Raw genomic sequence first — 25,908 nt, 5'->3', positions numbered from 1 at the left:
ACCACCTTTCACCCGCGTCGACCGTAGCGCCGGGCTGCGACATTTCTCAGTCGTTCCAGGCGCGTGCCGCCGCCGGCCGAGACCAGTTCCCAGGTGTCGAGGCTGCTCGGGCCGTACGGGCCCTCCTGGAGGATGGGTGCTTCGCCGGTGAGCCGGTAGCCGCAGCGCCGGGCCACGGCACAGCTCGCCGTGTTGGCCGGGTCGATGCGCAGCACCAGGCGGCTCAGGCCCAGGGTGCTGCGGGCGTAGGAGGAAAGCAGGGAGAGGGCGGTGGACGCCAGGCCGCGCCGGCGGTGGGCGGCGCCGATCAGGTAGCCCAGCTCGGCCTCGCGTACGCCGGCGTCGACGCCGAAGAGCAGCACCTCGCCGACCGGGCGGGTGCCGTCGACGGTGATCGCCAGTTGGATGCGCTGGCCGCTGGCCCGGCTCTGCCGGGCCCGTTTCAGGTACGCGACGCCGGCTTCGAGGTCGAACGGGGACGGCATCGGCGTCCAGCGCGCGATCTCGGGCTCGTCGAGCAGCCGCACCAGATCGTCGAGGTCCTCGTCCCGCCATTCGCGCAGCGAGATGCCGTCTCCGGTGAGGGCGATCGGGTATGGCAGGCGGCCGGCGGTCGTCATGCGCCGATCCTGCCCGTAAGCGACCGGTTCCTGCCAGTAGGGGAGCCTTAAGAAAGCCGGGTCGCGCTCGTCAGCTCCGGACCACCATCGGCGCGGTATCCAGCAAAGACCAGTCGTGGCTTATGTCTGCGGCCGCATGCAGCAGCAACGGCAGATACTCGGCTGTCAATTTATCGACAGACGTCTCCGCCGCGTGCACGGTGACGTTGAGCGCGGCGACCACCTTGCCGTCGCCGTTGCGGACGCCGGCGGCGATCGACCGGATGCCCAGGGCAAGGTCCTGGTCGGCCAGCGCCCAGCCCTTGGCGCGCACCTCGCGCAGGGTGGCGTCCAGCGCCGCGCGGTCCGGCTGCCAGCGGGCGTTGATGCCGGACCGGCCCGGCTCCGCCAGCACCTTCTCCAGCTGGGCGGGCTCCAGCGCGGCCAGCAGCACCTTGCCCATCGAGGTGGCGGCGGCCGGGAACCGGGTGCCGATCGACACGGCCAGCGTGACGATCTTGGGCACCGCGACCCGGGCCACGTACACGATGTCGGAGCCGTCGAGCTGGGCCATCGAGGTGGACTCGCCGGTCAGTGCGACCAGGCGTTCCATGTGCGGGCGGGCCACATCCCACATGTCCAGCGAGTTCACGTACGCCATGCCGAGCTCGAGCACCCGCGGGGTCAGCGTGTATCCGCGCTCGACGGCCCGTACGTAGCCCAGCTCGGTGAGCGTCAGCAGGATCCGGCGCACGGTCGGCCGGGCCAGTCCGGTGTCGGCGGCGATCTCGCTCAGCGTCGACACCCGGCGGCCCGGCCGGAAGCTGCGCACCACGTCCAGCCCGCGGGCGAGGGCCTCGATGAAGTCAGGACCGGTCTCCCGTGCCATCGAGCCCCCTCCCGTGATGATCCGACCGGCTAATGCTTCCACTGCGCCGAGCCGGCGTCCCACTCGGTGTACTGGTACGGGTTCTCCCCCACCTTCGTCTCGGGCACGTCCGGGTTCATTCCGCGGGTCCAGGCCTCCTCGCCCAGCGTGGCCCGCAGGTACTCGACGGTCCGGCCGATCTTCTCCCGGGCGGCGGCCAGGTCGGCGCCGACCAGTTTGTGATCCTGCTTGACGATCCGGCCGTTGACCAGCACGGTGTGCACGTCGCCGCGCTGCGCCTGGAAGGCCACGTGACCGTACGGGTTGAGGATCGGGAACATCGCCGGCGAGTCGTCGTTCTTGAGCAGCACCACGTCGGCCTTCTTGCCCGGTTCCAGGCTGCCGACGACCGAGTCCATCCCGAGGGCCTTGCTGCCGCCGCGAGTGGCCCAGTCGACGACCTGCTCGGCGCGCAGGTGCAGGTGGGTCACTGTCTCGGCCTTCCGGTGGGCCTCCATGTGCTCCCGGGAGCGGTCCGCGCCCAGCGTGGTGCGCATCGCGGAGAACAGGTCGGCGCTCCACCAGACGCTGGTGTCCTGGGACAGCGACACCGGAATGCCGTGATCGCGCAGGGCCCAGGTGGGCGGGTAGCCCTGACCGGCGCTCTGCTCGCTCTCGGTGGCGACGGAGACCGAGCCGCCGGTGGCGGCGATCCGGTGGTACGAGTCCTGGTTGAGCGTCGCCGAGTGCACGTAGATGGTCTGCGGGGTCATGAAGCCGTGCTCGTGCATGAGCCGGATGCCGTCGTCGTTGGTCGCGCCCCAGACCCCGGCGTGCGTGGTCACCGGCACGCCCAGCTCGCGGGCCACCTCGAAGGCCGCCTTCTCCGGGAAGGCGGGGTCGCCGGTGACGTCGAACGCCATCTGGAAGCCGAGCATGTCGTCGCCCGAGGTGAACCGCCGGCTCACGAAGTCGCGGAACTCCGGAGTCGCGGACCACTCCCACGGGCCCTGCTGGATGTTGCCGTACGCGAGCACGAACCGCCCGGGCACCGCCTGCAGCGCGTCGACCGCGGCGTCCGCGTGCTCGACCGTCTGCAGGCCGTGCGACCAGTCCACGGTCGTCGTGACGCCCGCGTCGAGCGCCTCCAGGGCGGACAGCAGGTTGCCCGCGTGGATGTCCTCGGGGCGGAACAGCTTGCCGGACTCCAGGTAGTACCAGACGAAGTACTGGGTGAGGGTCCAGTCGGCGCCGTAGCCCCGCATCGCCGTCTGCCACATGTGCCGGTGGGTGTCGATCATGCCGGGCATCAGGATGCCGCCGGTCGCGTCGATCACCGTGGCGCCCTCGGGGGCGGTGAGTCCGACCCCGACCTCGGCGATGCGCTGATCGATCACCAGCACGTCGGCGTTCGGCAGCACGGTGTGCCGATCGTCCATCGTCAGCACGGTGCCGTTGCGGAACAGAACACTGTCGGTCATTCCCGGTCAACTCCCTCCGGACAGGCGTCCGTCTGACGGTCACTGCCTCGGCGCCAGTGTGTTGCGGCTCACCAGCACTGTCAAGGGCATGTTTCGGCGCGGTGACGGTTGACAGCCCAGCGCCTCCGAGTCGAGACTGGCGGTTGCGCGGACGCTTGTCCGCCTAGCGGTCAGACCTCGGAAAGGCGGCACATGGGACCCCTCAGCGGACTGCTCGTCGCGGACTTCTCCCGGATCCTCGCCGGTCCGTACGCGACCATGCTGCTCGCCGACCTCGGCGCCCAGGTGATCAAGGTCGAGGGCCCGGCCGGCGACGACACCCGCACCTGGATGCCCCCGGTGCGCGACGGCGTCTCGACGTACTACCTGGGCATCAACCGCAACAAGCGCTCGATCGCCCTGGACCTGAAGAAGCCCGAGGACCTCGACGTGGCGCAACGCCTGGCCGGCCGGGCCGACGTGATGATCGAGAACTTCCGGCCGGGCGGGCTCAAGCGCTTCGGGCTGGACTACGACACGGTCGCGACCGGCAACGAGAAGATCATCTACGCGTCGATCAGCGGCTTCGGCACCGGCGCGGGCGCGAACTACCCGGGTTACGACCTGATGGTGCAGGCGATCTCCGGGCTCATGAGCCTGACCGGGGACCCCGACGGCTCGCCGTACCGGGCCGGCATCTCGGTCTTCGACGTGATGGCCGGGCTGCACGCGAGCATCGGCATCCTGGCCGCGCTGCACCACCGCGGGGCCACCGGCACCGGCCAGCACGTCGAGGTCAACCTGCTCTCCTCCGCGCTGTCCGGGCTGGTCAACCACTCCAGCGCGTACGTCGCCGGGGGCACGGTCCCCTTCCGGATGGGCAACGCGCACCCGAGCCTGTTCCCGTACGAGCCGCTGCCCACGGCCGACGGCGAGCTCATCGTCATCGCCGGCAACGACGGCCAGTTCCGCAAGCTGTGCCAGGTGCTCGACCTGGCCGACCTGCCGGACGACCCGCGCTTCGGGCGCAACCAGGACCGTACGGCCAACCGCGAGGAGTTGCGCCCGCTGCTGGTGGAACGGCTCAGCAAGCGCACCAAGGACGAGTGGTTCCGCGAACTGCTCGCGGCCGGGGTGCCCTGCGCGCCGATCAACACGATCGACGGCGGCGTGGCGCTCGCCGCGGAGCTCGGGCTGGATCCGGTGGTCGAGACCGGCGGGGTCCCCGGCGTCCGCAACCCGATCACGTTCTCCGGCACCCCGGCGAGCTACGAGCTGCCCCCGCCCGGACTCGACGAACACGGTGAGGAGATTCGCGCGTGGCTGACGAAGGACTGAGGTTCCCGACCGCGATCGGCACCTCGGACGAGACGCAGATCCGGCTGCTCGGGCAGGATCTGGCCGCCGACCTGATGGGCAAGGTCGGCTTCGGCGAGCTCGCGTACTGGCTGGTGGCCGGTCGCCGGCCCACCCCGGGCGAGGTCCGGGTCTTCGAGGCCGTGCTGGTCGCGCTGGCCGACCACGGTTTCACCCCGACCGCGATCGCCGCCCGCCTGACCTACCTGAGCGCGCCGGAGTCGTTGCAGGGCGCGCTGGCCGCGGGTCTGCTCGGTGGCGGCTCGCGTTTCCTGGGTGTGACCGAGGACTGTGGACGGTTCCTGGCCGGAGTGCTGGGTGACGGCGTACCGGAAGACGACGCGGGCTTCGACGCCCTCGCGCTGGCCGCTGTCACCGAAGCCCGCGCCGCGAAGAAGTTCGTGCCGGGGCTCGGGCATCCGGTGCACAAGCAGAAGGACCCGCGTACCCCCGTCCTGATCCGCATCGCGGAGGAGGAAGGCCTGCGCGGCCCGCACCTGCGCCTGTTCGAGGCCATCGGCCGGGTGCACCCGCAGGTGCTCAACCGCACCCTGCCGCTGAACGGGGCCGGCGTCTGCGGTGCCGCCCTGGCCGACCTGGGGCTGCCCGTGGATCTGCTGCGCGGCTTCGCGCTGCTGGCCCGCGCGGCCGGTCTGCTCGGCCACCTGGCCGAGGAACGCCGCAACCCGATCGGCATGGACGTCTATCTGACCGTCGACCGCAACGCCGTCTACGAGGATTAAGGAGCCGGCATGGCCACCGTCGTCGCGGTGATCGCCTCCACCCACCACCCCTTCTACTACAAGGCCAGTACGGCCACCGGCGAGGACCGCCCGCCGTTCGCGGACGAGTGGGTCCGCAAGATCACCGCGTTCCGCGAGACCCTGACCCGGGCCCGCCCGGACGTGCTGGTGATGGTCGGCTCGGACCACTTCCACCAGCTCTGGCTGGACAACATGCCGCAGTTCCTGGTGGGCAAGGCGCCGTTCTACGACGCCAACTTCTACAACGAGGAACGCGAGTTCGGCCTGCCGCGGATGCTGCTCAAGGGCAACGAGGACCTGTCCGCGCACATCCTGCGGGCCGGTCTTGACGAGGGCTTCGACCTGGCGTTCAGCAACGAGCTGCGGATCGACCACAGCATCACCTGCCCGATCATCACGCTGCGGCCCGAGGCCGACCTGCCGATCGTGCCGATCTACACCAACATCTTCGCGCCGCCGCTGCCCCAGCCGAAGCGCTTCGTCCAGCTCGGGCAGACGATCCGCGACATCGTCGAGTCGTGGCCCAGCCACCTGCGGGTCGCGGTCATCGGCACCGGCCACCTCTCCCTGGAGCTGGGCGGGCCGCGCCAGTTCGGGCCGCACGGGCCGGACCCCGACTTCGACCGTAAGGCCGTCGAGTGGATCGCCACCGGTGACCTGGACCGCTGCCTGGCCGAGGTGACCCTGGACAGCCTGCACTCCCCCGGCAACGCCACTCACGGCTTCATGGACTTCATGCTGATGATGGGCGTCGCCGGCGCCGGCCAGAAGGCCGACTACGTGGACAGTCTCGACCTGTTCCACACCATGGAGGCGTACTTCACCTGGTACCCGAACGGGGTGGACGCGTGAGCAAGTATCTGGTGGACAAGTTCCTGTACTACGTCGACCGGGATCCAGAGCTGGTCGAGCGCTACCGCGAGGACCCGCGCGGCACGGTGACGTGGTGGGAGGCCGAGTGCGCGAACACCGTGCTGAACTGCCACGCCGGTGAGGCCAGCACCTGGCTGCGCTTCACCGACGAGGAACGCGAGGCGCTGGCCACCCACGACCACGTCACGCTCTTCTCGCTCGGCGCCCACCCGTTCCTGACGCTGACCCTGTTCATCGCGATGTTCGAGCGCGACCACGGGCCGCTGGAATACCAGAAGGCGTTCGGGGCGCGGCTCGCGCACTTCGAGATGCCGTACCCGGACATCGCCACGTGATGCGGGCCGCGCTCCTGCACGCCTGCGGCGCGCCCCCGGAGGTCGGCGAGCGGGCGGTGCCCGTGCCGGCCGCGGACGAGATCCTGGTACGGGTCACCGCAGCGTCCATCACCCCGCTCGACCTGCTGTGCGCATCCGGGACGTCGTACTTCGGCGCACCGGCGACCCCGTACGTCCCGGGCGTGCAGGGGGTCGGCACCCGCGACGACGGCACCGCGGTCTGGTTCCCCACGAGTGCAGGCATGCGCCCCGGTGACGGCAGTCTCGCCGAGTACGCAGCCGTGCGCGCCGCCGACACCGTGGAGCTGCCGGACGACGTCGATCACCGGCTGATCGCGGCACTCGGGCTGTCGGCGGTGGCTGCGCAGATGGCCCTGACGTGGCGCGGTGAGCTGCAATCGGGCGAGCACGTGCTGGTGCTGGGCGCAGGCGGTGTGGTCGGACAGGCCGCCGTACAGCTGGCCCTGCTGGCCGGCGCCGGCCGGGTGACCGCGGCCGCCCGTTCCCGAGCCGCACGGCAACGGGCTGCGCAAGCGGGGGCGGCTGAGGTCGTACCGCTGAAGGACGGCGACGATGTCGCCCAGCTGGCGGCCCGGCTGAGGTCGGCCACGGACGGCCCGGTCGATCTGGTTCTGGATCCGCTGTTCGGGGTCCCCGCGGCGGCCGCCCTGCGGACGCTGCGGCCCGGCGGCCGGCTGGTCAACCTGGGCAGTGCGGCGGGCGAGACCGCGCCGCTGGACTCGGCGACGCTGCGCGCCGGATCGCTGCGCATTCTCGGCTACACCAACAACGAGCTGACCCCGGCGCAAAGGTCGGCGGCCCTCACCCTGATCGCCGCGCACGCGGCGGCCGGCCGCCTGACGGCCGACCACGAAACGGTACGGCTGAGCGACGTCACCACGGCCTGGCCCCGCACCGACCGCCGGATGGTCGTCATCCCCTGATTGCGGGCTCCACTAAGGTGGGTCGCTCGGGACTCTCCGGTCAGGCGCGTCCCCGTGGAGGAAGGCCCACGATGGCGAAGCCTGCCGAGCAGCGACCCGGCGACCGCCCCGAGCTGCCGACAAGGATTCCGTTCGCCGGCCCGCACCCCGGCACCTTCGCCCTCGACCGGCCCGCGCCCGGCCCGCGGACCGGGACCCGCACTCCCCTGGCCCGGGCCACCGGCTTCCGGCCGCCCCGCGTGGTCCCCGCACCGGCCCCGCAGCCTCAGCCGGTGGCCGCCGAAGTCGTCCCACCACGCCGGCCGAGGTCATGGATCCTGCCCGCGGCCGCCGCTGTCCTGGTCCTGGTGGCCGGCGCGCTGTGGTGGTCGCACGATCGCGCCGATCCACCGGCGCCGCAAGCCGCGCCCGGGCTTCCGCCGGCCGTTGCTCCCACCATGCGGATCACCGCACCGGGCTCGGCGGCATCCGCCGGGGTCGGCAGCGACAAGGCGACCACCGGATCGGCCGCCTCGGCCGGTTCGGCCTCGGCCGGTGAGCCGGCCTCCTCCGGCGGATCGCCCGCCGTGAGCCGCCCCGCCAAGCCGGCCGGGAAGCCCACAGCCGCGGTCAACACCACCGGCCGCAACCTGGCCCTCGGCTCGCGGGCCACGGCCTCCAGCGTCGAGCGATCGTCGTGGGGGCCCGCGTACGCGATCGACAACGACACCACGACCCGGTGGAGCAGCGGTTTCAGCGACCCGCAGTGGCTCACAGTGGACCTCGGCAAGAGCTGGGAGATCAGTGAGGTGCTGCTGCGCTGGGAGAACGCGCACGCCACCGCGTACCGGGTGGAGTTGTCGACCGACGGCCGGAAGTGGAAGCAGGTCTTCAGCACCACCGACAGCGCGGGCGGTGACGTGACCGTGCGGGTGCCGAAGCTCCCGGCCCGGCTGATCCGCATGTACGGCACCGCGCGCTCGACCGACTACGGCTACTCGCTGCTGGAGATCGAGGTGCGCTGACCGGCGCTGTCAGTCGCCGGCCGCCTCGGACTCGCTGTCAGCCCGTTCCTCGGCCGATCGGGAGGTCTCCAGGCGGACCCGGTCGATGCGGTCGACACCGCGCTGGACCGCCGCGCGGGAGCGTTGCAGGAAGTCGTTGCTGCGGTCGGTCTTGGCCGAGGTGCGCTCGATCGCGTCCCGGAACCGCCCGATCGGGTCCACCGACCGCTCGGCCTGGTGCTCGGCTTCGTCGTCGAGCTTGCGCTCGCGCTCGGTGGCCTCGACCTCCCGCGCGTCAGCGTCCAGCTCGCGCCGGTCAGCGTCCCGTTCGCGCTGGTCGGCACGACGGTCACGCTCGTCCGCCGCCTTCTCGCGTGCGTCGAGACGGCGCTCCCACTCGTCCAAGCTCGCAGCCCTGGCCCTCCGCCGGTCATCCGGAGCTTCCGAATCACCCACGAATCGAAGCCTACAGTCGCTCGGAGGTGGCCGGGAGGCTCACCTCGCACCACACCACTTTTCCCGGGGGCCGGACGTCCCAGCCCCAGCGGGCGGCGAGCCGGTCGACGAGCAGCAGGCCCCGGCCGCCGGCCACGGCCTCACCCGGCCGGGCCATCCGGGGCTCGGCGTCGCCGGTGTCGCTGACCTCGATGCGGATCCGCTCGTCATCGGCCTGCACCTGGAGGTATCCGGGTGGCGGGGCGTGGTTGACCGCGTTCGCGACCAACTCACTGGTGACCAGCATCGCGGTCTCGACGATCTCCTCGGGGACTCCCCAGCCGCGCAGCGTCCCGGCCACGAACCGGCGTCCCATCCCGCAGGCCGAGCCCGTGGCCGGGACGTCGTCCAGCACCGCGAGGCGACCACCGGCGGAGCCCTCCGGAGCGGAGTCGTCCCGAGCGGGGGAAGGTGGCAACGTCAATCCAGTGGACCAGCGGCAGACGGTGGGCGGGACAGTCCTGGGCGCCGACCGGACAACCCCGGGCATCGGCGTTGCACCGGCTCAGTCTGCCATCGTTCGTCCGGACCGGCAGTCCTTGCCCACCGCCGGCCACATCACCGGGCCGGCGGCTCGTCCGGACCGGCTTGTCACCGCGCCGGCGGCTCGTCCGGACCGGCTTCCAGGCCCGCCGCCCGGCCACATCACCGGGCCGGCGGCTCGTCCGGACCGGCTTCCTGGCCCGCCGCTCAGGTGTGTCAGCGGGCCGGCGGCTCGTCGTCGAGCTCGAAGAGGTCCAGCGTCCGGCTGGCCGACAGGGCCAGCCGGGCTGCGTGAGACAGCCGCCGCAGCCGCAGCCGACCGCCGCCGCGGCGAACCCGGTCTCCGCCGGCGAGCAGCTCCGCGATGCCGGCCGCCCCGAGGAAGTCAAGATCAGCCAGATCGATGATCAGGATGTCGGGCGCGCCGGCGGCAAGGACCCGGTCGATGTGCCGGGTGAACCGGCCGACCGTGTCCATGTCCAGGTCACCGGCGGCGCGTACGACCGTCACCGGGCCCGACTCCGCAGTCACCATCGAGAGGACCGTGGTCCCCGCGAAGGCCGCGAACGTCATCCGCGACGCAGCCATGGCCGGCCTTTCCGAATGCCTAATGCGCCTCGGCGGTGGCCTGGCGCTCACCGGGCTTGCTGGGCTCAGCGCCCTGGACCGCGAAAGGATCACGCAGCCGCGTCATCGCCTCGGCGCTGTTGTCCGCTACCTCCGACTTGTCCTGCGGCGCGGCGCTTCCGGCCGGGGCGAGGAACAGGTCGGCGTCGTTGTTGTCAGTGGAGTTCATTGACCGATCCGATGCTCTTATGGGGTGGGCGCGGGCGGGCTCTCGAGCTCTTTGAGGTCGAGGTGCAGGGTGGACAGCAGTCCGCCGTGCAGGAACGTGTCCACGTCGTCGGGCAGCTCCCGGTCGACCCAGTCGGCCCGGGCGTTCTGGCCGCGTTCGCGGAGCTTGGCGATGATGGCGCTCTTCTGGATGATCATTTTCTGGCCCGTCTGGAGGAGTGTCGCGACGTCGGCGAAAACGAAAAAAGCGCCAGACGGGTGCGTATACCCATCGGGCGCGGAAAACGTCAACGGATTCGAAACGGGAACACACTCACGGTAGCACGAATCCGTTTTCCCGCAGTCGCACGGGAATCTGGTCCGGCCGGCGGTTCGCACCACCCGTGTACGCTGACGCCCGAGTCGCCAGGCGGGCTCACCGGTCGCCCGAAACCCGCAGGTTCTGCGGTCAGTACAGCGGCGAACCGGGTGGTCAGCTGCTCGCACATGAGGCGTACGACTCAGCGACGCGCGACCCCCGGCGACCTGGCGGCTTCACATGCGCGGGCTCAGGCGCTGCGCTGCCGGCTCCGGTAGGCCCGCATCGAGACCTGTGAACTGCAGGCCGGGCTGCAGTAGAGCCCCGAGGAATTCCGCGTCTTGTCGAAGAAAGCCTCGTGACACCCGATGTTCTTGCAGACTTTCACCCGCGGCCAGCCGCCCTGGTAGGCCAGGTTGGTGACCGCCGCGAGCACCGCGCCGAAGACCCCGAGCACCCCGGTCTGGGCCGGCACCAGCGTGCAGCCGGCGGCACTGATCCGCGGGACCAGCGGATAGCGGACGGCGATGCGCTCCAGATAGCCCTGGGCCCCGGCCACCTCGTCCTCGGCCGCGCAGCCGGAGTGCGCCCGCAGCAGCGTCAGCAGGGCGGCCCGCAGATCACCGGCCGCGACGACGTCGGCGCCGTCGACTGTGGCCTCGCCGGCATATCGGGTGAGCCAGGCGGTCAGCTCGGTGCCGCTGTTGGCGAAGCCCACGATGAGGTCGCTGTGGGTGCACACCGCGGGGGTGCAGACGTCCTCATGCATGCGCTCAGCCTAGCGGGCTCCGTTACTGGCAAAAAAGAGACGGTGCTAACTCTCGGCGCTGCGCCGCCTGGATGGTGAGGACCGTCGGGCGTACGGTGACAGCAGAAGTCGACTCGTGGAGGTTCTGATGTCATCTGTCCTGCTGGTGCTCTCCGGTGCCCGGGTGTGGAGTCTCAAGGACGGCACCCAGCACCCGACCGGATACTGGGCGGAGGAGTTCGTCACGCCGTACCGCCTGCTGATCGAGGCCGGCCACGACGTCACCATCGCGACGCCGGGTGCCCGCGTCCCGGTCGCCGACGAGGCGAGCCTGGGTGACGAGTCCGGCCCGGAGCTGCGGGCCTACCTGGACACCGTCAAGGACCTGCTGGAGTCGCCGGCCCGGCTCGAGGACGTCGACCCGGCCGGCTACGACGCGGTCTTCATCCCGGGCGGGCACGGCCCGATGCAGGACCTGGCGGTCAACCCGGACGTGGCCCGCATCCTGGCCGCGATGCTGCCGGACGACAGCAAAGTCGTCGCCTCGCTGTGCCACGGCCCGGCCGCCTTCCTGGCCGCCGGTGACGCGGAGGGCAACTGGCTCTTCAAGGGCCGCAAGCTGACCGCGTTCACCGACGAGGAGGAGACGCAGGCCGGCCTGGCCGACAACGCGCCGTGGCTGCTGGAGACCCGGCTGCGCGCCGGCGGTGCCGTCTTCGAGTCCGCCCCGGCGTGGGCGTCGCACGTGGTCGTCGACGGCAACCTGATCACCGCGCAGAACCCCGCCTCCGCCGAGGCCGCGGGCCAGGCGATCCTCGCCAAGCTCTAAGCACTCCCCGGGGAGACGAACTCGGGCTGGTCCAGCACCCGCAACCAGGTGCCGTCGCTCTGCCGGCGGACCACCTGGGCGCGGGCGCCCGAGCCGTCCTTGGGCGGGGTCGAGGTCAGGGCCAGCTCGCCGCTGATCAGCGTGGGCAGCGGCGGCTCCTGCTCGAAGGCGGGCAGGTGCGGCAGGGCCTGCTCCCACAGCTTGCGGATGGCCTCCCGCCCGACGGTCTGCTGCCCGGGCGGGTAGGCCATGACGGCGTCCTCCTCATAGAGCAGGGCGATGCCCTCGGCGTCCTTGGCGTTCGCGCGCTCGACGAACAACCGGGTGAGATCCTCGGGCCTGGTGGCTTTCTCGCGGTCGGTCATGCGACTAGTCTTGACACGCGGGAGGGACAAGTCCAACAGATAGTTCTTGTCCTAGCTAGTATCAGCGCTCATGGATCTGCGGCAGCTCGAATACTTCGTGGCGGTGGCCGAAGAGGCCAACTTCACCCGCGCGGCGGACCGCGTGCACATCACCCAGTCCGGCGTCAGCGCCCAGATCCGCCAGTTCGAACGCGAGCTCGGGGCCGACCTTTTCGACCGCTCCGCCCGCATGGTCCGCCTCACCCCGGCCGGGGCCGCGGCGCTCCCGCACGCCCGCACGGCGCTGGCTGCGGCCCAGGCGATCCGCACCGCCTGCGACGAAGTGAACGGACTGGTCCGCGGCCAGCTCCGGATCGGCATGGTCACCGGCTGCACGGTGACGCCCCTGTTCGACGCGCTGGCCTCGTTCCACCGGCGGCACCCCCGGATCACGATCGCGCTGAGCGAGGACAACTCGGACGCGCTGCTCGAGAACGTGCGTGCGGGCCACCTCGACATCGCGCTGGCCGCGGTGGCGGGCGGCATGCCGGACGGGCTGGAGTCGATGACCATCGTCAGCGAAGGACTGGTCGCCGCCGTGGCGCCGGGTCATGCGCTGGCCGAGCGGGAGACGGTGCCTCTGCGCCGGCTGACGGCGTACCCGTTGATCTGCCTGCCGGTGGGCACCGGGGTCCGTGGCGTGCTCGACCAGGCCTGCGCGGCCGCCGGGATCCGCCCGGCCGTGGCGCTGCAGGCGACCGCGCCGGGCGCGATCCTGGACCTGGCCGCCCGCGGCCTGGGTGTGGCGATCCTCAGCGCGTCGATGACGGCCGAGCACGAAGGGGTGCGCTCGGTACCGATCGAGGACGTCGAACTGCCGGCGATGCTCGCGCTGGTCTGGCGGGGCGAGAGCATGGTGCTGCGGGCGCTGCTCCCCCACTGCCGGCGCGCCTTCGAGATCTAGCTTTCGCGTCGGCCGGCCTGCTTCCGATCGGCTTGCTTCCGCCCGGCTTGGGTCAGCTGGCGCAGGCGACCTCGGCCTGTTCGCTCCACGGGGTGCCGTCGAAGCCGTCGCGGGGTCGGGCCTCGCGGTCCTCGTCGTCGAAGGTCCGCACCGACAGCGTGACCGGGAGCCGGCCGAGCGGCAGCCCGTGTGCACAGTCGACCTGCACGTCGGCGTCGGCCAGCACCGTCGCGCCGGGCTCGACCCAGCGCTCCTTGTTGACCCCGCGGACGCTGACGCCCGGCCGCGACGCGAAGAGGTCGCGGATGTCGATCGGCAGCGGGCCGGCGTTGACGAGCGTCACCCGCCGGGTGAGCGTGACGGTCGCGACCCGGCCCCCGGAAACGACGGTGTCCGCGGGCAATCCGTCGACGAACGGACTGGCCTCGGCGAAGACAAGAACGGCGACCTGCCGCTCCCGAGCCACGGTCTGCCGGTGCACGGACCAGCCGTAGGTGGCGCAGGCGCCGAGGACGGCGCCGATCACCAGCGCGGAGGCGACAAGCAGGCGCGGCTTGCGCCGGGGAGCAGGGGGTACGACGGCCGGCCGGTCCAGATCGATCACATTCATACGAGGCCCTCGCCCTGGCTCGGAACGGGAACGGACGGTCAGTGAACGTACGGCACGAGCACCGGGTTGCGGCCTGCGCCCACAACCTTAACCGTCCGTGGCATCCCGATCCCGTTCCACCGTGGCCGATGCGCCCGCCGCCCGCAGCCGGCCGGCCAGGAGCTGCAACTCCATCTCGGTGCCGGGCCGCCCGGGCCCGGTCAGGACAGCCAGCGCTTCCGGTACGGCGGCCAGAGACGTTCCACCCGCCCGCAGGACCCGCATCACCGCGACCCCCGTGACCTCCGCTGACAACCGGAGCCGGTACGTGCCGCACTGATCCAGCAAGGCCTGCCGCAGGTCACCGGGTGTCTCGTCCCAGCCCATCGCCTCGACGAAACTGTCCCCGCACTCATGGGTCAGCACCCAGTGCAGGCGACCGTCGATGATCGTCTCGTAGACCTGCCCGACCGCCGGCCCGTCGCACGAATCACACTCGACGGGCACGGCGGCCTGGCAGTCGTCCATGGTGGTTGAGGCTAGCGAGTGATTCCTGCGTACCGTTGCTTGTGGTCTCGGCGGCCGCGCGGTCAGCCGGCGGAGGCCGGCGTCAGCAGGTCGGCCAGGCCGATGCGGCGCAGGAACTCGCTGCGGACACGGTCGGCGACGGCGCTGACGACCTCGCTGCCGTCGTCGCTGGGATCGATGTGCACCCGGAACGGGCGCTGTCCGTGCGGCGTGCCGACGATCGTGGTGATGGCGTCGGCCACCTGGCTGACGTCGGCGGTCGGCGGGGTGAGCGCGGCCAGGGCCTCGCCGACGTGGTCCATGAGACCGGCGTACTTCTCCTCGTAGGCGGCCACGGTCGCGGTGTCGGCCGGGCTGCCGGCGTGCGCGAAGTGGTTGGTGCCGGAGGTGAAGGCGCCCGGCACCACGATGGAGGTCTCGATGCCGAAGCGGGCCAGCTCACCGGCGTAGCTGACGGCCAGGGCATCCATGGCGGCCTTGGCCGCGAAGTACGGGCCGAGATAGGGCGGGGTGCCACCGCGGGTGCTGGTGCTGCCCACCCACACCAGCAGGCCGCGACCCTGCGCCCTCAGCTGCGGAAGCACCGCGCGGTTCACCCGCTGGGCGCCGAGCACGTTGACGTCGTACAGGGCCGCGAGCTGCTCGGGGGTGAAAGCCTCCGCCGGTCCGGTGACCATGTGCCCGGCGTTGTGCACGACCACGTCGAGCCGGCCGATTGTCCGGGCGGCGGCCTGGACGGACTCGTCGGTGGTGACGTCGAGTTCCACGGTGCGAAGATCCACGCCGTGCCGGGCGGCGTACTCGGCTGCGTCGGCCACGGCGGGGGCGTTGCGGCCGTTCGGGTCGCGGATGCCCGCGTACGCGATGTGCCCGGCGCGGGCCAGGGCCCGCGCCGCCAACGCACCGAATCCGCTGGACGCGCCCGTGATCAGGACAGTCTGGCTGCTCATGTCATCACTTCCCGTGCGGGTCGGCGGCGTTCACGGTCTGGACGACCTGGTCGTACTCGCCGCGCACCTCGGCGTACCGGAGGAACTTGACCCGGTCGACCTGGATCTCCTTGGCGTCGGGCTGGTCCTGGAGCAGGGACACGACCTCCGACACGTACTCGTCGAGCGGCATCGCGAAGTCACTGGTCTCCTGACCCGGCAGCAGCGCGGTCCGCACCGAAGGCGGCACCAGCTCGACGACCTTGACGGACGTGTCGGCGAGCTGCAGCCGCAGCGACTCGCTGAGCATGTGGATCGCGGCCTTGGACGCGTTGTAGCTCGGCGTGACCCGGAGCGGCACGAACGCCAGGCCGGAGGAGACGGAGACGATCGTCGCGTCGGGCTGCTTCTGCAGGTGGTCGATGAACGCGCCGATGAGCCGGATCGGGCCGAGGACGTTGGTGGTGATGGTCGCCTCGGCGGAAGCGAGGAAGGAGGACGGGGTGTGCCAGTCCTCGACCCGCATGATCCCGGCCATCGTGACGATCACATTGAGGTCGGGGTGGCGGCTGAGCACCTGCTCCGCGGCGGCGTCGATGCTGGCCGGGTCGGCGGTGTCGATCCGTACGGTGTCGAGCCCGGGATGTTCCCGGGCGATCTGCTCCAGCAGGTCACCGCGCCGCCCGCCGACAATGACGGTGTTGCCGCGGGCCTGCAGCGCGAGGGCCAGGGCAAGGCCGATGCCGCTGGTCGAGCCGGGGATGAAAATGGTGTTTCCGGAGATGTTCATGCCGTGAAGTCTGGGCAGCCGGCCGGGCCGGCGGCAGAGATCCGTCATCGGGGGATCAGAAGTCCCTGGATGTGCCGCGCGAGGCGACGATACTGGGCAGGTGGACCGTGCCGCACTCGCCGACTTCCTGCGCCGCCGCCGTGCCTCCCTGCAGCCCAGCGACCTCGGTCTACCCGCCGGCCTGCGCCGCCGCACGGCCGGACTGCGCCGCGAGGAGGTGGCATCCGCGGCGGCGATGTCGACTGATTACTACACGCGGCTGGAGCAGCAGCGCGGACCGCAGCCGAGCGAGCAGATGCTGGGCTCGCTGGCCCGGGCGCTGCGGCTGAGCAACGAGGAACGGGACTACCTGTACCGGGTGGCCGGCCACAACGCCCCCGCCCCGGCGACCGCGGCAACACAGGTGGCGCCGGCGCTGATGCGGGTCCTGGAACGCCTCGACGACACCCCGGCGCTGGTCCTGTCCAGCCTGGGCGAGCGCCTCGTCCAGAACGCCATGGCTGCCGCGCTGCTCGGGGATGTGTCGGGTTATACGGGGTTGGCTCGGAGCGAGATCTATCGGTGGTTCACGGATCCGGCTGAGCGGCTCCGGTATCCGGAAGAAGATCGTGACCGGCAGAGCCGGGCCCAGGTGGCCAATCTACGGGCTGCGTATGGGGCTATGGGGGCGCGGTCCCGGGCCGGGGAGCTGTTGCGGGCGCTGCAAGGGGTCAGTGCGGAGTTCGCGGAGCTGTGGGAGCGGCACGAGGTGACCCGGCGGTTCGGGGATCACAAGGTGCTGGTCCATCCCGTGGTGGGGGAGATCGAGCTGGACTGCCAGGCGTTGTTCACGGAGGACCAGTCGCAGGCCCTGCTGGTGCTGACGGCGCCTCGGGGTAGTGAGGGGTTCGAGAAGCTGCAGCTGCTGGGCGTGATGAGTCAGCGAGATATGACGGCCAACGCCTGATAGTGAGGGGTGTCCTCGCGGTAGGAATCGAACCTACAACGCACTGCTTAGGAATGGGCCAGCGACCCCATCGTGGCAGTGCCGCTGACCTGCGGAGGTGCCGCAACGAACAACCGAGCGAGCAAGATTCGTTGCATCTCTCCTCTGCATACTTCGGCCGCCGTACCTCTCCGGTCGTGGCGGCGCGTCGAGCCCTCATGAGGAGTGACGAGTCGTCGTGGTGCAGTCTCTGGTCGTGGAGATGCTCACCTTCTTCGGGCGCGTCATGCCCTCTAATGTCGGGATCACCATCCCCCGCTCGCGAAGTGAGCTGGTCGTGGACGCACTCGGGCTCCGGCTGTCGATTGAGTTCGACGTCGTGGCCTCTGATCTAGTCGCAATCACCCGGGTGGAAGGCACCGCGGATCTTCCGACCATCCGCAACTACGTGGTCGAGGGCGTGTCGACCTTTCTTGACGCCGCAGGAGTACTGGAAGGGCTCGCCCTCTCCCTTGAGATGCGGTCTGTGGCGCTCCCGGACGGACAACGGGTTGGACTCGATCCGCGTCACGGCCAGTTGGCGACGGTGCTGGGGGGACTGACGCAAGAGCAGATGCTCGCCGCGTTGAACGCCGCCCCTACCCGTGTGGGCTACGTGTTGCGCGACTTGCGGTTTGCGCTCGCTGACCCAGCGACCAGTGCCTTTTGGTGCTACCGCGCTATTGAGACAGTGTCGCGACACTGGGCTCCCGCAGACGATCCTGACGACAAGAAGAACAAGCGATGGCCGGCTATGTATGCGGCGCTCGGTGACAACCAAGTCGACGTGTTGCGCTGCAAAGCCCTAGCCGACAGGCCGCGACACGGACACAACGAGGCCCTGTCCGCGACTGATCGAGAGCAAGCGCTCGCGATCGCCTGGACGGTGCTCGGCCGCTACGCCCGGTTTCTAACCGAGGCTGCGCCCGCCTCTTAGGGGTGCACTCACGGGCTGCGACTCTGGCTCACCGACCCGAATCCGGGCCTCGGCCCGATACTGCTGTGATGATCTCGTTTCCGGCTCCCGCGCTCTGCCAGGTAGCGGATGAGGACCTCATGGTCTCAATCGGCGCCGTTATGTTTCCAGAGTGCATCAAGCGTTGGCCTGGCGAGAACGGCTTGCGCCTGTGGGTTGATGGCACTCCTACGGACACAGCGGCCCGAGTTGACGCGGTTGCGAAGTTTCAGACGGTGCTGGGTGTTCTTCGAGCATGGAGGCAAGGGGCTGGCCAGTTGGCCGAGGAGCTTCGCGCTGGTCTTGGACATGGTTCGGTGCGTGATGAGGCCGGCAACCAGTGGGTGCTCGCGGGACCGGCGGTTTCCTACGGGATCTCGGGAGGGGAAGTCGAGCGCCTGGCGGCAGACGCCTCCCGTGGTATCACAGGGAGTCAGAACCTACGCAATGCTCTGTGGTTGAACGGTCGCGCGAACCGCACTGCGGCCGACTACTACATGATCCACGAGTACGCGGGACATCAATTCAACGGATCCGGTGGGATCACGAAGACGCTTGGGCTCTCTGGTAAGTCCCAGGGTCGGCTCACCCAATCAGCCAACAATCTGTCACCCCTGCAAGGGGGCCGACACGCAAGCCACGGTGGTATCGCGCCGCTGACCCTCGACGAGCAGGGCGGGTTCATCGCCGACCTACTACGTAGATGGATTGAGCGCTGAACTGAAGTTCAGTGCTCTGAGGTCCAGGGTTGTGCACCGCGATTGCTGGCAATCGTCACTCAGCCGGCTGGGGTAGCTCAGCGGTCACTACCTCCGCCGCCGGCGGCGCGTGCAGAGACCCGAGGCGCGGCGACTCCTCGCTGATGCGCTGGCACCGACGTCGCCGAGCGCGCCGGCCACTTGGTAGACGTCCTGCTCAAGGTCTACGCCAAGTGCCTCGACGGCGACCGGGCCGGGATGCAGGCCAGGATCGACGCGACGCCCTGGACGGGTGAAGCCGCCGGTAAGGCCGTGAGAGTCGTAACCGTTATTTGCAGGACTGGTGACAAACAGCCGCTTTCAGCCACACACGGTGACCGGCCACAGGTCTTCGATCAGACTCTGTCTGTGCTGCTCAGCGTCTGTTTCGCTGGTGGTGGAGGTGCCCCCGGTAGGAATCGAACCTACGACACACGGTTTAGGAAACCGATGCTCTATCCCCTGAGCTACGAGGGCCTGCCGCCCACATGTTACCTACCAGCACAGACGCAGGAGTGCCCAGGCGTCCCAGCTGCTGTCACGCAGTGCCGCCGGGGGTCGTGGGAGCGGTCCTGTCGCTGGTCGGAGCACCTTCGAGAACGTCGAAGCGACTGTTCGTTCTAGCGGCAGCGTCGCCGGGGTGTCTCACGCACGGGGTGCCCCAGCGCGTGGCTTCGACCGGTGACGGCTCCAGGAAGCGGCGGCGTCAGCAAGTGGGCCGAGGTGGCTGGCTTCCGGTCGTTGCTGTTCGCGTTCGCGGCTCAGGGTGGCAATGCCGGCAGCGAAAGCATCGACATCCTCGCGACGAGCGGCTGACCACACAGGGATCCCGCCGGCCCAAGCCTCGGCCTGCTCCGGGCTGTGGCCGGAGCGGACCAATCGAATAACCATAAGAGCAGTGTCGATCCACGCGGCTCCGCGGCATGGCATCGACCAGTCCACGAGGGTTACGCCGCCGTCATGGAGGAGGAAATTGTACGGAGTGACGTCTGTGTGGACCAGCGTGTTGCCGTCAACCATCTCGGCGGGAATGTGGCCTGCCCATCGGACAGTGGCCGGCTGGACCCGGGCTGCGGGGCACGGCGTGAGCACAGTTGCCATCGCGCTCAAAGCAGCGGCCACTGCGGGAAGATCGGACGAGCCTGGGGCCAGATCGGGATGCCGACCGGCAACGTACTCGAATCCAAGAAGTAGCCAGCCGTTGCATTCGACCTGCCAGAGCAACCTGGGCATTGGCGGCGGGAGATGGGCGTTTATCCGGGCCTCGTTGCGATGCATCCAGCCCATGGGATTGTCGGCAGCGGCGCCCTTGCAGAAGTAGCCGCCGGTGCTGGTGCCCAGAATGACCGCGACGTCGGAGATCACACCCGTCTGGACCGGTGTCGCCTGGAGTATCGGCCCGGTGTGGTTCTCGACCTCTGCTCTGACAGCAGGCGGCAGTTCGTGCCATGGATAGCGAGGCACGGGTGCGGGCTCCTCACGTCGCGGCTGGGGAGAGCGTACTTCCCCAGCCGCGTACTGCCCGCCTAACGCGTCGGGCTGTCGTGGCACCCGGCGTGACATTGGGTGCAGTCGGACGCTGCGGTCATCGACCACAGCTCCCGGTCGACCACGCACCCGGCCTTGCGCATCGCGGCGACCGTGACGGCCAGCGTTGCCGCGCTGGCCTTCGGCACGGTCGGCCATTCGTCACTGGTCGGGTTGTCGTCGGGCACGTGGTGGATGAACCGGCCGGCGATCTGGTCGCAGAACTCGGCGTACTCGTGGGTGTAGAGGATGAACGTGTGCCAGCCGATGTCGACGAGCTCACTCGGCCCGATCGGCTCGGTCGCCGTGGCACAGGCCTCCAGGAATGCCACCGTCTGACCCAGGATGCGGTCGGGCATCCCCTCGGGCAATTCAGGGTGCTCGGCGGCGACTCGGGCGACGAGTCGATCAGCCAGCGCTGCAGGCAGCAGAATGCGGTGCGGGTTGAGGCCGAGAGACGTGGTCTGTGAGGTCATGGTTTCTCCGTAGGTTGCGCCGTCTTCCTGCATTCATGAACTCGCATTGCGGCGCGCCGATGAAGGGACCGGACGGCACAGTGGCGTCAGGACGACCTGGCCTGCTAAGTAGGCCGCCCTGGCATACCCGGCTAGTCGTCGCTTCCTGCGATCGCCAGCTGAGCGATACCGTCGTGATGGCGACCACCGATCGGAGGTGCTGATGATCGGTCGACAGATCGCTGCTCTGCGGCACGCCAGCGGCTTGACGCAGGAGCAGCTCGCTGAACGCGCCCATGTGTCTGTCGACGTCATCCGCCGCTTGGAGCAGGGACAACGCAGGACTGCACGGATCGCCACGCTGCACGCCATAGCTGCGGCCTTGGATACCAAGGTCTCGATCAGCTTCGGTGACCGCGTGGCGGCGGAATCGACTCCGCATGGCCGTGGCCATGACGAAAATGAGAGCTCTCGGAGCCGAGGCCCAGAAACGAGTGACATGAATCGACGGGAGCTACTGCGCCTGGTCACAACGGCTACTGCCGTGATCGGTGTCTCGTCAGCCAATGCGGATATCGACCGGCTCACATCTCCAGCACCCGGACGTCTGGGAAGGGCGGAGCTCGCCGATCTCGCCGCTTTCAATAAAGGCCTGTGGGCACGGTTTGTGATGGCACAGGCGAAGGCTGATGTTGCATTGGCAGCCTGGGATCAGATACGTCGGCTGACAGAGGCGCTACGTCGGTCGCAATCGACGATCGTTCGCCGACAGCTCTGCACACTCAGTGCCGACGTGTTCCAGCTCGCAGGCGAGTTGATGTTCGACGCCAACCGCTACGCCGACGCTGGCCACTGCTATTCCCTCGCAACGACTGCGGCTCGGGAGGCAGGCGCCATGGATCTGTGGTCGTGTGCGTTGACCAGACTCGCCTACATCAGCGTCTACGAGCAGCGGTTCGCCGACGCTGTTCCGCTGCTTGAGCTCGGCAGAAGCCTCGCGCATAGTGGCGATTCGCTCATGAGCGCAGCCAACTGGGCATCCGCAGTGCTGGCCCAGGCTTTGGCCGGCCTGGGCGATCACGCTGCCTGTGAGCGCGCGCTTGAGCAGGCGGAGCAGGTGCAAGGGCTCACTCAACCGGGCAACGGCGGTTGGCTTCGCTTCGACGGCTCACGGCTTACTGAGGACCGAGCGAGCTGCTACGTACAGCAGCGTCGCCCGGATCTCGCCGAGCCCATCCTGCTCGGACTTCTGAGAAAGCAACAATCAGGGCGGCGCCGCGGGATCGCACTCGTCGACCTGGCAACTGTCAGCGCCCAACGGCCGGACGTCCTGCGGCTGGTCAGCTACGGAGCGGCGGCGGTGGACCATACCCGGCAAACCGAGTCAGGCGTCGTGCTTCGTAAGCTGCAGATCCTACGGTCTGAGCTGGCCCCCTTTCAACGAGACCCGCATGTCCGAAACTTGGATAGCGAGATCGCCCATCTGACCGTTGCACGCCACTGACCCGACAACCTGAATGAGAGGCTCCGCAGTGACTGCAGAGGCCGGCAAGCGATTCCGCGAGGCGTGGATCGCCGGGGTCAGCAAGCACTATCCCGGCGAACCCAAGGCGGGTTATGTCACGCCGTGGGATGAAACTCCTGAGTGGGAACGGAAAAGCGCTGCTGCGGTCTATCAACTCGTGGCCGACCTGATTCGGATGAGCGAGGGCGCTGCTGGGCGCCTTGAGCGCGTTCAAAAAAGCCAATTCGTCGCGGCATGCTGGACCGCTCAGATCTATCTGCGCATCGAGAACCCGAAGCCGTCGTACGTCGCCCCGTGGGAGGCACTGCCCCCCTGGCAACAAGAGGTCGACGCGGACATCTTCGAGGCCATCGAGGGGTTCGAGATTTCTAGCTGAATGCTACCCGCACCTCGAACACGAAGACCCCCGCAGATCGAAAGTGAGTAGGCCCGCAGATCGAAACCCTGCAGGTAGCATGATGTGGTGCCCGCACCGCACCTCGTCCCCCGCCGCGTCGCTGGACAGGTGGGTGCTGCCCTGGCCGACACCCGTGTCGTTCTGATCAACGGAGCTCGCCAGGCCGGCAAGAGCACCCTAGTCCGCATAGTCGCCGGCGATCGCCTGGCCGAGCGTCGCGACCTCGACCGCTCCCAGGACCGAGCCGCCGCGACCGCCGACCCCGTCGGATTCGTCGACTCCCCCGAGCTGCTGGTCATCGACGAGATCCAGCGCGCCCCGGAGCTGCTGCTGGCGATCAAGGCCGCCGTCGACGAGGACCCCCGCCCCGGCCGCTACCTGCTCACCGGCTCGTCCCGGCTGTTCGGCATGGTCGCCGCCCCTGACGCGTTGCCCGGCCGGATGGAGACCGTTGAGCTCTGGCCGTTCTCCCAGGGCGAGATCGACGACGAGCCGGACGGTTTCATCGATGCCATCTTTGCGCTTGGACCCGGTCTGCGGCACGAGTCAGCGGTGACCCGGGCCGACTACGCGGCCCGAATCGTCCGAGGGGGCCTACCCGAAGCGACAACCCGGGACGACGCCCGTCGCCGCCAGCGATTCTTCGATGCGTACGTGCAAGCGCTCGTCGACCGCGACGTCCGGCAGCTCTCCGACATCCAGCACAAGGGCCAGTTACGCAAACTCGTACGCCTGCTCGCCGCCAGGTCCGCGACCATCATCGCCGCCAATTCTTTGGAGTCCGCGCTTGGACTGAGCCGGCCCACGGTGGCTCGCTACCTTCAGGCGCTGGAGGAGATCTTCCTGGTCAAGCGAATCCCGGGCTGGTCGCGCAATCTCGGCACCCGGGCAACCGCAGCCGCGAAATTGGTCTTCGTGGACTCGGGCATCGCCGCCAACGAGCTCGCCACCGATGCCCGGGCTCTGCTCAGGCCGGGAGCACCATTCGGCCCCCTGCTCGAATCGTTCGTTCTCTCCGAGCTGTCCCGCCAGCTCACCTGGTCGGAGCAGCAAGCCGATCTCTCCCACTACCGCGACCAGAACAAATACGAGGTCGACGCCGTTCTGGAGAACAGATCCGGCCAGGTCGTCGGCATCGAGGTCAAAGCCGCCACCTCCATCGGTCTCGACGACTTCCGCGGGTTACGCCGGCTGGCCGACCGCCTCGGCGACGACTTCATCGCCGGCGTCGTCCTCTACACCGGCACCGCCACGCTGCCGTTCGGAGACAAGTTCCGCGCCATGCCCGTCAGCGCCCTGTGGCAGGTTCCCGCTCCGGCCTGATTTGTTGAGGAAACGCGTAGGCGGCAGCACCGAAGTGCTGCCGCCTCCCCCGTATCAATCTCAGCGCTTCCAGCGCGCCGCGGCCAAAGTGTCGCGGAGCGTGTAATACGCCGGCTTACGCTCGAAGTTGTCGCCCATCACCGTGGCGGCCCCTTCCGAGGGGAAGAACACCGGCACCCACGAGTACTTGTCGGTGAAGCCCCAGATGGTGAACGAGTTGCAGTCATCAACGGCCAGACAGGCGTCCAGAACGGTCTTGTAGTACGCGGCCTGCGTCTGCAACTGCTCGGCAGTCGGCACGCCACCCTCGGGCAGGTCCATGCGCACGTCGAGTTCGGTGATCGCCGTGTGCAGACCGAGGTCGTCGAAGCGCTGCAGCACACCCTGCAGTTGGTCCGGCGCGCCGTACCGCGTACTCAAATGGGCCTGGGACGCAAAGCCGTGCAGCGGCACGCGGTCGGCCAGCAGCTGCTTGGCCAGCGCCTCGTACGCGTCGACCTTCACGCCCGGCCATTCCACGCCGTAGTCGTTCAGGAACAACTGGGCCTTGGGGTCGGCCCGGTGCGCCCAGCGGAAGGCGTCGGCCACGATGCCCGGGCCGAGTTCGCGGATAAAGATGTTCTCCTGGCGGTATTCGCCGTTCTCGTTGAAGATCTCGTTGGCGACATCCCACTGCTGGATCTTGCCGCGGTAGTGGCCGACCACCGTGGTGATGTGGTCCTTGAGAATCGCGCGCAGCTCCGCCTTGGTGAACTCGCCCTCCGCCAGCCACGCCGGGTTCTGGCTGTGCCAGAGCAGCGTGTGACCGCGGACGACCTGGCCGTGCTGCCGCGCGAACTTGACGATCGCATCGGCCGGGCCGAAGTTGTACTTGCGGCGCTCGGGGTGGATGAACTCCCACTTCATCTGGTTCTCGGGAGAGACCGAGTTGAATTCCCGGGCCAGGACCTTCCGGTACGGCTTGTCGAAAGTGAACGGGTCCGGGTAGTCCTGCTCGAGGTGGTGACCGCCGCCGGCGACCGCGGTCCCGATGCGCAGGTCACGCGGCGCCGCCCAGCGCAGCGGCACATTCCATTTACCGGGGTGGTGGTCCACGACGGACGAGCCGGCGGTTGCCTTCGTACTTGCCTGCGCCGGCTGGATGCCGGGGCCGATCAGTGCCGAGGTGGCGAGGACGGCCACGGCGACACGGTATGCCTTTCTCAAGATCACTCCTTTGAGGGGCGTCGGGCCGCCGCACACATCAGCTCAATGCCGAAAGTTTCGGGGTGGACGGACCGGAAGACCCTCGTACGCTAAGCCGGAAGCACAGCCTTCGTCAATGTTTCAGCTTCATGAACGACCGGACTTCACGCATCTCAACCAGGGCATCTCACCCCGGAACTGACGAGTCAGACAGGCCGGATGACTACCGATCAGATTCCGTAAGTTTCAGCACCCCAGGGATCCCCACCGGGGCCGAACACAGTGCTGGCCGGGAGCGTCCCGAAAATCTCGGGCCGCTACCCGGCCAGCACTGCTCAATGCGCGAGGCGGCTAGCTTTCCACCGTGCCGATCATGCGCGGTACGCAGGTCATTCGAGGATCGTCATGCCTGGTCGGCCCAGACCAGAAATTCTCGCGGTGGCCGGCTTGCCAGCAGGTCACCGATGGGCGACCTCGACACCGACTCCAACCAGGCATCGAAAGGTGTCGCACCCCCGGGGAACCACCACTCCGAGTGACTCTCCGCTTCAAGATCGCGATCCAGCGGGAATCTGTACTCGAACTGCACCTGGGAATAGGACTCGTGCTCTCCGTCTGAATCAACGACTTCCAGCTGTCTCACCATGCTCACCACAAAGGTGGGATCCGGGAGCCAGCCGACCTTGCCGTATTGAAAGAGATATCCGTCGGCGTCCTGGTCTTCGGGGACATCGAACTCTGTCGCAGCGAACCTTCGGGCCAGCTCCGTCAGGGCGGGCACGGGCGAGCCGGCCCGGATGTCGTCGTCGACGAGGCTGCGGGCGATGTCGACCGCCTCGTCCACCTGGTGTTTGTTGGACAATCGA

General features: G+C 69.1%; 32 protein-coding genes and 1 tRNA gene. 14 read left to right on the top strand and 19 right to left on the bottom strand.

Annotation, left to right across the window (positions count from 1 at the left end; all coding sequences use genetic code 11):
- Positions 1–8: 8 nt before the first annotated feature.
- The 3 genes from AB0C12_RS24470 to AB0C12_RS24460 form a co-directional block, all read right to left on the bottom strand.
- Positions 9–620, bottom strand: a complete 612-nt coding sequence (locus AB0C12_RS24470) for a GNAT family N-acetyltransferase (protein ID WP_360551592.1) — start codon at positions 618–620, stop codon at positions 9–11.
- A 70-nt stretch (positions 621–690) separates the two neighbouring features.
- Positions 691–1,488, bottom strand: coding sequence for an IclR family transcriptional regulator C-terminal domain-containing protein (locus AB0C12_RS24465; protein ID WP_360551590.1), 798 nt, complete (start codon positions 1,486–1,488; stop codon positions 691–693).
- A gap of 29 nt (positions 1,489–1,517) precedes the next feature.
- Entirely contained in the window at positions 1,518–2,948 is a 1,431-nt protein-coding gene (locus AB0C12_RS24460; protein WP_360551588.1) for an amidohydrolase family protein, read from the bottom strand.
- Positions 2,949–3,140: 192 nt separating this feature from the next.
- On the opposite strand from AB0C12_RS24460, the gene AB0C12_RS24455 reads away from it, so the two are divergent.
- From AB0C12_RS24455 to AB0C12_RS24430, 6 genes are all read left to right on the top strand, one after another.
- Complete coding sequence (locus AB0C12_RS24455; RefSeq protein WP_360551586.1) at positions 3,141–4,265, top strand: CoA transferase; 1,125 nt, start codon at positions 3,141–3,143, stop codon at positions 4,263–4,265.
- Positions 4,247–5,026, top strand: coding sequence for a citryl-CoA lyase (locus AB0C12_RS24450; RefSeq protein ID WP_360551584.1), 780 nt, complete (start codon positions 4,247–4,249; stop codon positions 5,024–5,026). The genes AB0C12_RS24455 and AB0C12_RS24450 overlap by 19 nt, the downstream gene beginning before the upstream one ends.
- A gap of 9 nt (positions 5,027–5,035) precedes the next feature.
- Positions 5,036–5,899 (top strand): extradiol ring-cleavage dioxygenase, encoded by an 864-nt coding sequence (locus AB0C12_RS24445; RefSeq protein WP_360551582.1) that lies wholly within the window; start codon positions 5,036–5,038, stop codon positions 5,897–5,899.
- Entirely contained in the window at positions 5,896–6,255 is a 360-nt protein-coding gene (locus tag AB0C12_RS24440; protein WP_360551580.1) for a hypothetical protein, read from the top strand. The genes AB0C12_RS24445 and AB0C12_RS24440 overlap by 4 nt, the downstream gene beginning before the upstream one ends.
- Positions 6,255–7,199 (top strand): zinc-binding dehydrogenase, encoded by a 945-nt coding sequence (locus tag AB0C12_RS24435; RefSeq protein ID WP_360551578.1) that lies wholly within the window; start codon positions 6,255–6,257, stop codon positions 7,197–7,199. The genes AB0C12_RS24440 and AB0C12_RS24435 overlap by 1 nt, the downstream gene beginning before the upstream one ends.
- A 71-nt stretch (positions 7,200–7,270) precedes the next feature.
- A complete protein-coding gene (locus AB0C12_RS24430; RefSeq protein WP_360551576.1) occupies positions 7,271–8,203 on the top strand; it encodes a discoidin domain-containing protein in 933 nt (310 codons plus the stop codon).
- A gap of 9 nt (positions 8,204–8,212) precedes the next feature.
- Here the strand turns inward: AB0C12_RS24430 and AB0C12_RS24425 are convergent, their stop codons facing one another.
- The 6 genes from AB0C12_RS24425 to AB0C12_RS24400 form a co-directional block, all read right to left on the bottom strand.
- Positions 8,213–8,587 (bottom strand): hypothetical protein, encoded by a 375-nt coding sequence (locus tag AB0C12_RS24425; RefSeq protein WP_360551574.1) that lies wholly within the window; start codon positions 8,585–8,587, stop codon positions 8,213–8,215.
- A gap of 61 nt (positions 8,588–8,648) precedes the next feature.
- A complete protein-coding gene (locus AB0C12_RS24420; protein ID WP_360551572.1) occupies positions 8,649–9,032 on the bottom strand; it encodes an ATP-binding protein in 384 nt (127 codons plus the stop codon).
- A 344-nt stretch (positions 9,033–9,376) separates the two neighbouring features.
- The gene (locus tag AB0C12_RS24415; RefSeq protein ID WP_360551570.1) at positions 9,377–9,694 is read right to left on the bottom strand and encodes an STAS domain-containing protein; all 318 of its coding nucleotides are present in this window, start codon (positions 9,692–9,694) and stop codon (positions 9,377–9,379) included.
- A 73-nt stretch (positions 9,695–9,767) separates the two neighbouring features.
- Positions 9,768–9,956 carry a hypothetical protein gene (locus AB0C12_RS24410; protein WP_360551568.1) on the bottom strand — a complete coding sequence of 63 codons (189 nt, stop codon included), beginning with the start codon at positions 9,954–9,956 and terminating at the stop codon, positions 9,768–9,770.
- 17 nt (positions 9,957–9,973) lie between these two features.
- On the bottom strand, positions 9,974–10,153 hold the full coding sequence (locus tag AB0C12_RS24405; protein WP_360551566.1) for a hypothetical protein: 180 nt from the start codon (positions 10,151–10,153) through the stop codon (positions 9,974–9,976).
- A 350-nt stretch (positions 10,154–10,503) separates the two neighbouring features.
- Positions 10,504–11,022 carry a CGNR zinc finger domain-containing protein gene (locus AB0C12_RS24400; RefSeq protein ID WP_360551564.1) on the bottom strand — a complete coding sequence of 173 codons (519 nt, stop codon included), beginning with the start codon at positions 11,020–11,022 and terminating at the stop codon, positions 10,504–10,506.
- 127 nt (positions 11,023–11,149) lie between these two features.
- Between AB0C12_RS24400 and AB0C12_RS24395 the strand changes: the two genes are divergently transcribed.
- Complete coding sequence (locus tag AB0C12_RS24395; RefSeq protein WP_360551562.1) at positions 11,150–11,830, top strand: type 1 glutamine amidotransferase domain-containing protein; 681 nt, start codon at positions 11,150–11,152, stop codon at positions 11,828–11,830.
- On the opposite strand, the gene AB0C12_RS24390 is transcribed toward AB0C12_RS24395, so the two are convergent.
- On the bottom strand, positions 11,827–12,195 hold the full coding sequence (locus AB0C12_RS24390; RefSeq protein ID WP_360551560.1) for a nuclear transport factor 2 family protein: 369 nt from the start codon (positions 12,193–12,195) through the stop codon (positions 11,827–11,829). The two genes, AB0C12_RS24395 and AB0C12_RS24390, sit on opposite strands and share 4 nt — an antisense overlap.
- A gap of 70 nt (positions 12,196–12,265) precedes the next feature.
- On the opposite strand from AB0C12_RS24390, the gene AB0C12_RS24385 reads away from it, so the two are divergent.
- Entirely contained in the window at positions 12,266–13,138 is an 873-nt protein-coding gene (locus AB0C12_RS24385; RefSeq protein ID WP_360551558.1) for a LysR substrate-binding domain-containing protein, read from the top strand.
- 52 nt (positions 13,139–13,190) lie between these two features.
- Here the strand turns inward: AB0C12_RS24385 and AB0C12_RS24380 are convergent, their stop codons facing one another.
- The 4 genes from AB0C12_RS24380 to AB0C12_RS24365 all read right to left on the bottom strand — a co-directional run bounded on the left by AB0C12_RS24380 (position 13,191) and on the right by AB0C12_RS24365 (position 15,974).
- Complete coding sequence (locus tag AB0C12_RS24380) at positions 13,191–13,748, bottom strand: hypothetical protein (protein WP_360551556.1); 558 nt, start codon at positions 13,746–13,748, stop codon at positions 13,191–13,193.
- An 87-nt stretch (positions 13,749–13,835) separates the two neighbouring features.
- Positions 13,836–14,255 (bottom strand): hypothetical protein, encoded by a 420-nt coding sequence (locus AB0C12_RS24375; protein ID WP_360551554.1) that lies wholly within the window; start codon positions 14,253–14,255, stop codon positions 13,836–13,838.
- Positions 14,256–14,317: 62 nt separating this feature from the next.
- Positions 14,318–15,205: an SDR family NAD(P)-dependent oxidoreductase gene (locus tag AB0C12_RS24370; protein WP_360551552.1), complete on the bottom strand. Its 888-nt coding sequence runs from the start codon at positions 15,203–15,205 to the stop codon at positions 14,318–14,320.
- Between the two features lie 4 nt (positions 15,206–15,209).
- The gene (locus AB0C12_RS24365; RefSeq protein WP_360551550.1) at positions 15,210–15,974 is read right to left on the bottom strand and encodes an SDR family NAD(P)-dependent oxidoreductase; all 765 of its coding nucleotides are present in this window, start codon (positions 15,972–15,974) and stop codon (positions 15,210–15,212) included.
- Between the two features lie 100 nt (positions 15,975–16,074).
- On the opposite strand from AB0C12_RS24365, the gene AB0C12_RS24360 reads away from it, so the two are divergent.
- The 3 genes from AB0C12_RS24360 to AB0C12_RS24350 all read left to right on the top strand — a co-directional run bounded on the left by AB0C12_RS24360 (position 16,075) and on the right by AB0C12_RS24350 (position 18,612).
- On the top strand, positions 16,075–16,920 hold the full coding sequence (locus AB0C12_RS24360) for a helix-turn-helix transcriptional regulator (protein ID WP_360551548.1): 846 nt from the start codon (positions 16,075–16,077) through the stop codon (positions 16,918–16,920).
- 235 nt (positions 16,921–17,155) lie between these two features.
- Entirely contained in the window at positions 17,156–17,875 is a 720-nt protein-coding gene (locus AB0C12_RS24355; protein WP_360551546.1) for a hypothetical protein, read from the top strand.
- A gap of 68 nt (positions 17,876–17,943) precedes the next feature.
- Positions 17,944–18,612 carry a hypothetical protein gene (locus AB0C12_RS24350; RefSeq protein WP_360551544.1) on the top strand — a complete coding sequence of 223 codons (669 nt, stop codon included), beginning with the start codon at positions 17,944–17,946 and terminating at the stop codon, positions 18,610–18,612.
- A gap of 422 nt (positions 18,613–19,034) precedes the next feature.
- Here the strand turns inward: AB0C12_RS24350 and AB0C12_RS24345 are convergent.
- The 3 genes from AB0C12_RS24345 to AB0C12_RS24335 form a co-directional block, all read right to left on the bottom strand.
- Positions 19,035–19,107, bottom strand: a tRNA-Arg gene (locus tag AB0C12_RS24345).
- 168 nt (positions 19,108–19,275) lie between these two features.
- A complete protein-coding gene (locus AB0C12_RS24340; protein WP_360551542.1) occupies positions 19,276–19,995 on the bottom strand; it encodes a phosphotransferase in 720 nt (239 codons plus the stop codon).
- Positions 19,996–20,156: 161 nt separating this feature from the next.
- Entirely contained in the window at positions 20,157–20,633 is a 477-nt protein-coding gene (locus tag AB0C12_RS24335) for a hypothetical protein (protein ID WP_360551540.1), read from the bottom strand.
- A 202-nt stretch (positions 20,634–20,835) separates the two neighbouring features.
- On the opposite strand from AB0C12_RS24335, the gene AB0C12_RS24330 reads away from it, so the two are divergent.
- The 3 genes from AB0C12_RS24330 (at position 20,836) to AB0C12_RS24320 (ending at position 23,857) form a co-directional block, all read left to right on the top strand.
- Complete coding sequence (locus AB0C12_RS24330) at positions 20,836–22,116, top strand: helix-turn-helix transcriptional regulator (protein ID WP_360551967.1); 1,281 nt, start codon at positions 20,836–20,838, stop codon at positions 22,114–22,116.
- A 28-nt stretch (positions 22,117–22,144) separates the two neighbouring features.
- A complete protein-coding gene (locus AB0C12_RS24325) occupies positions 22,145–22,513 on the top strand; it encodes a hypothetical protein (RefSeq protein WP_360551538.1) in 369 nt (122 codons plus the stop codon).
- Positions 22,514–22,600: 87 nt separating this feature from the next.
- Positions 22,601–23,857, top strand: a complete 1,257-nt coding sequence (locus tag AB0C12_RS24320) for an ATP-binding protein (protein ID WP_360551536.1) — start codon at positions 22,601–22,603, stop codon at positions 23,855–23,857.
- Between the two features lie 60 nt (positions 23,858–23,917).
- On the opposite strand, the gene AB0C12_RS24315 is transcribed toward AB0C12_RS24320, so the two are convergent.
- Together AB0C12_RS24315 and AB0C12_RS24310 are read right to left on the bottom strand one after the other, a co-directional pair.
- Entirely contained in the window at positions 23,918–25,069 is a 1,152-nt protein-coding gene (locus tag AB0C12_RS24315; RefSeq protein ID WP_360551965.1) for an endo-1,4-beta-xylanase, read from the bottom strand.
- A gap of 376 nt (positions 25,070–25,445) precedes the next feature.
- Positions 25,446–25,904: a hypothetical protein gene (locus tag AB0C12_RS24310; protein ID WP_360551534.1), complete on the bottom strand. Its 459-nt coding sequence runs from the start codon at positions 25,902–25,904 to the stop codon at positions 25,446–25,448.
- Positions 25,905–25,908: the final 4 nt, after the last annotated feature.

The organism is Actinoplanes sp. NPDC048967, from assembly GCF_040649415.1.
GTDB lineage: Bacteria > Actinomycetota > Actinomycetes > Mycobacteriales > Micromonosporaceae > Actinoplanes.
This window is presented reverse-complemented; position numbering and strand designations above follow the sequence as displayed.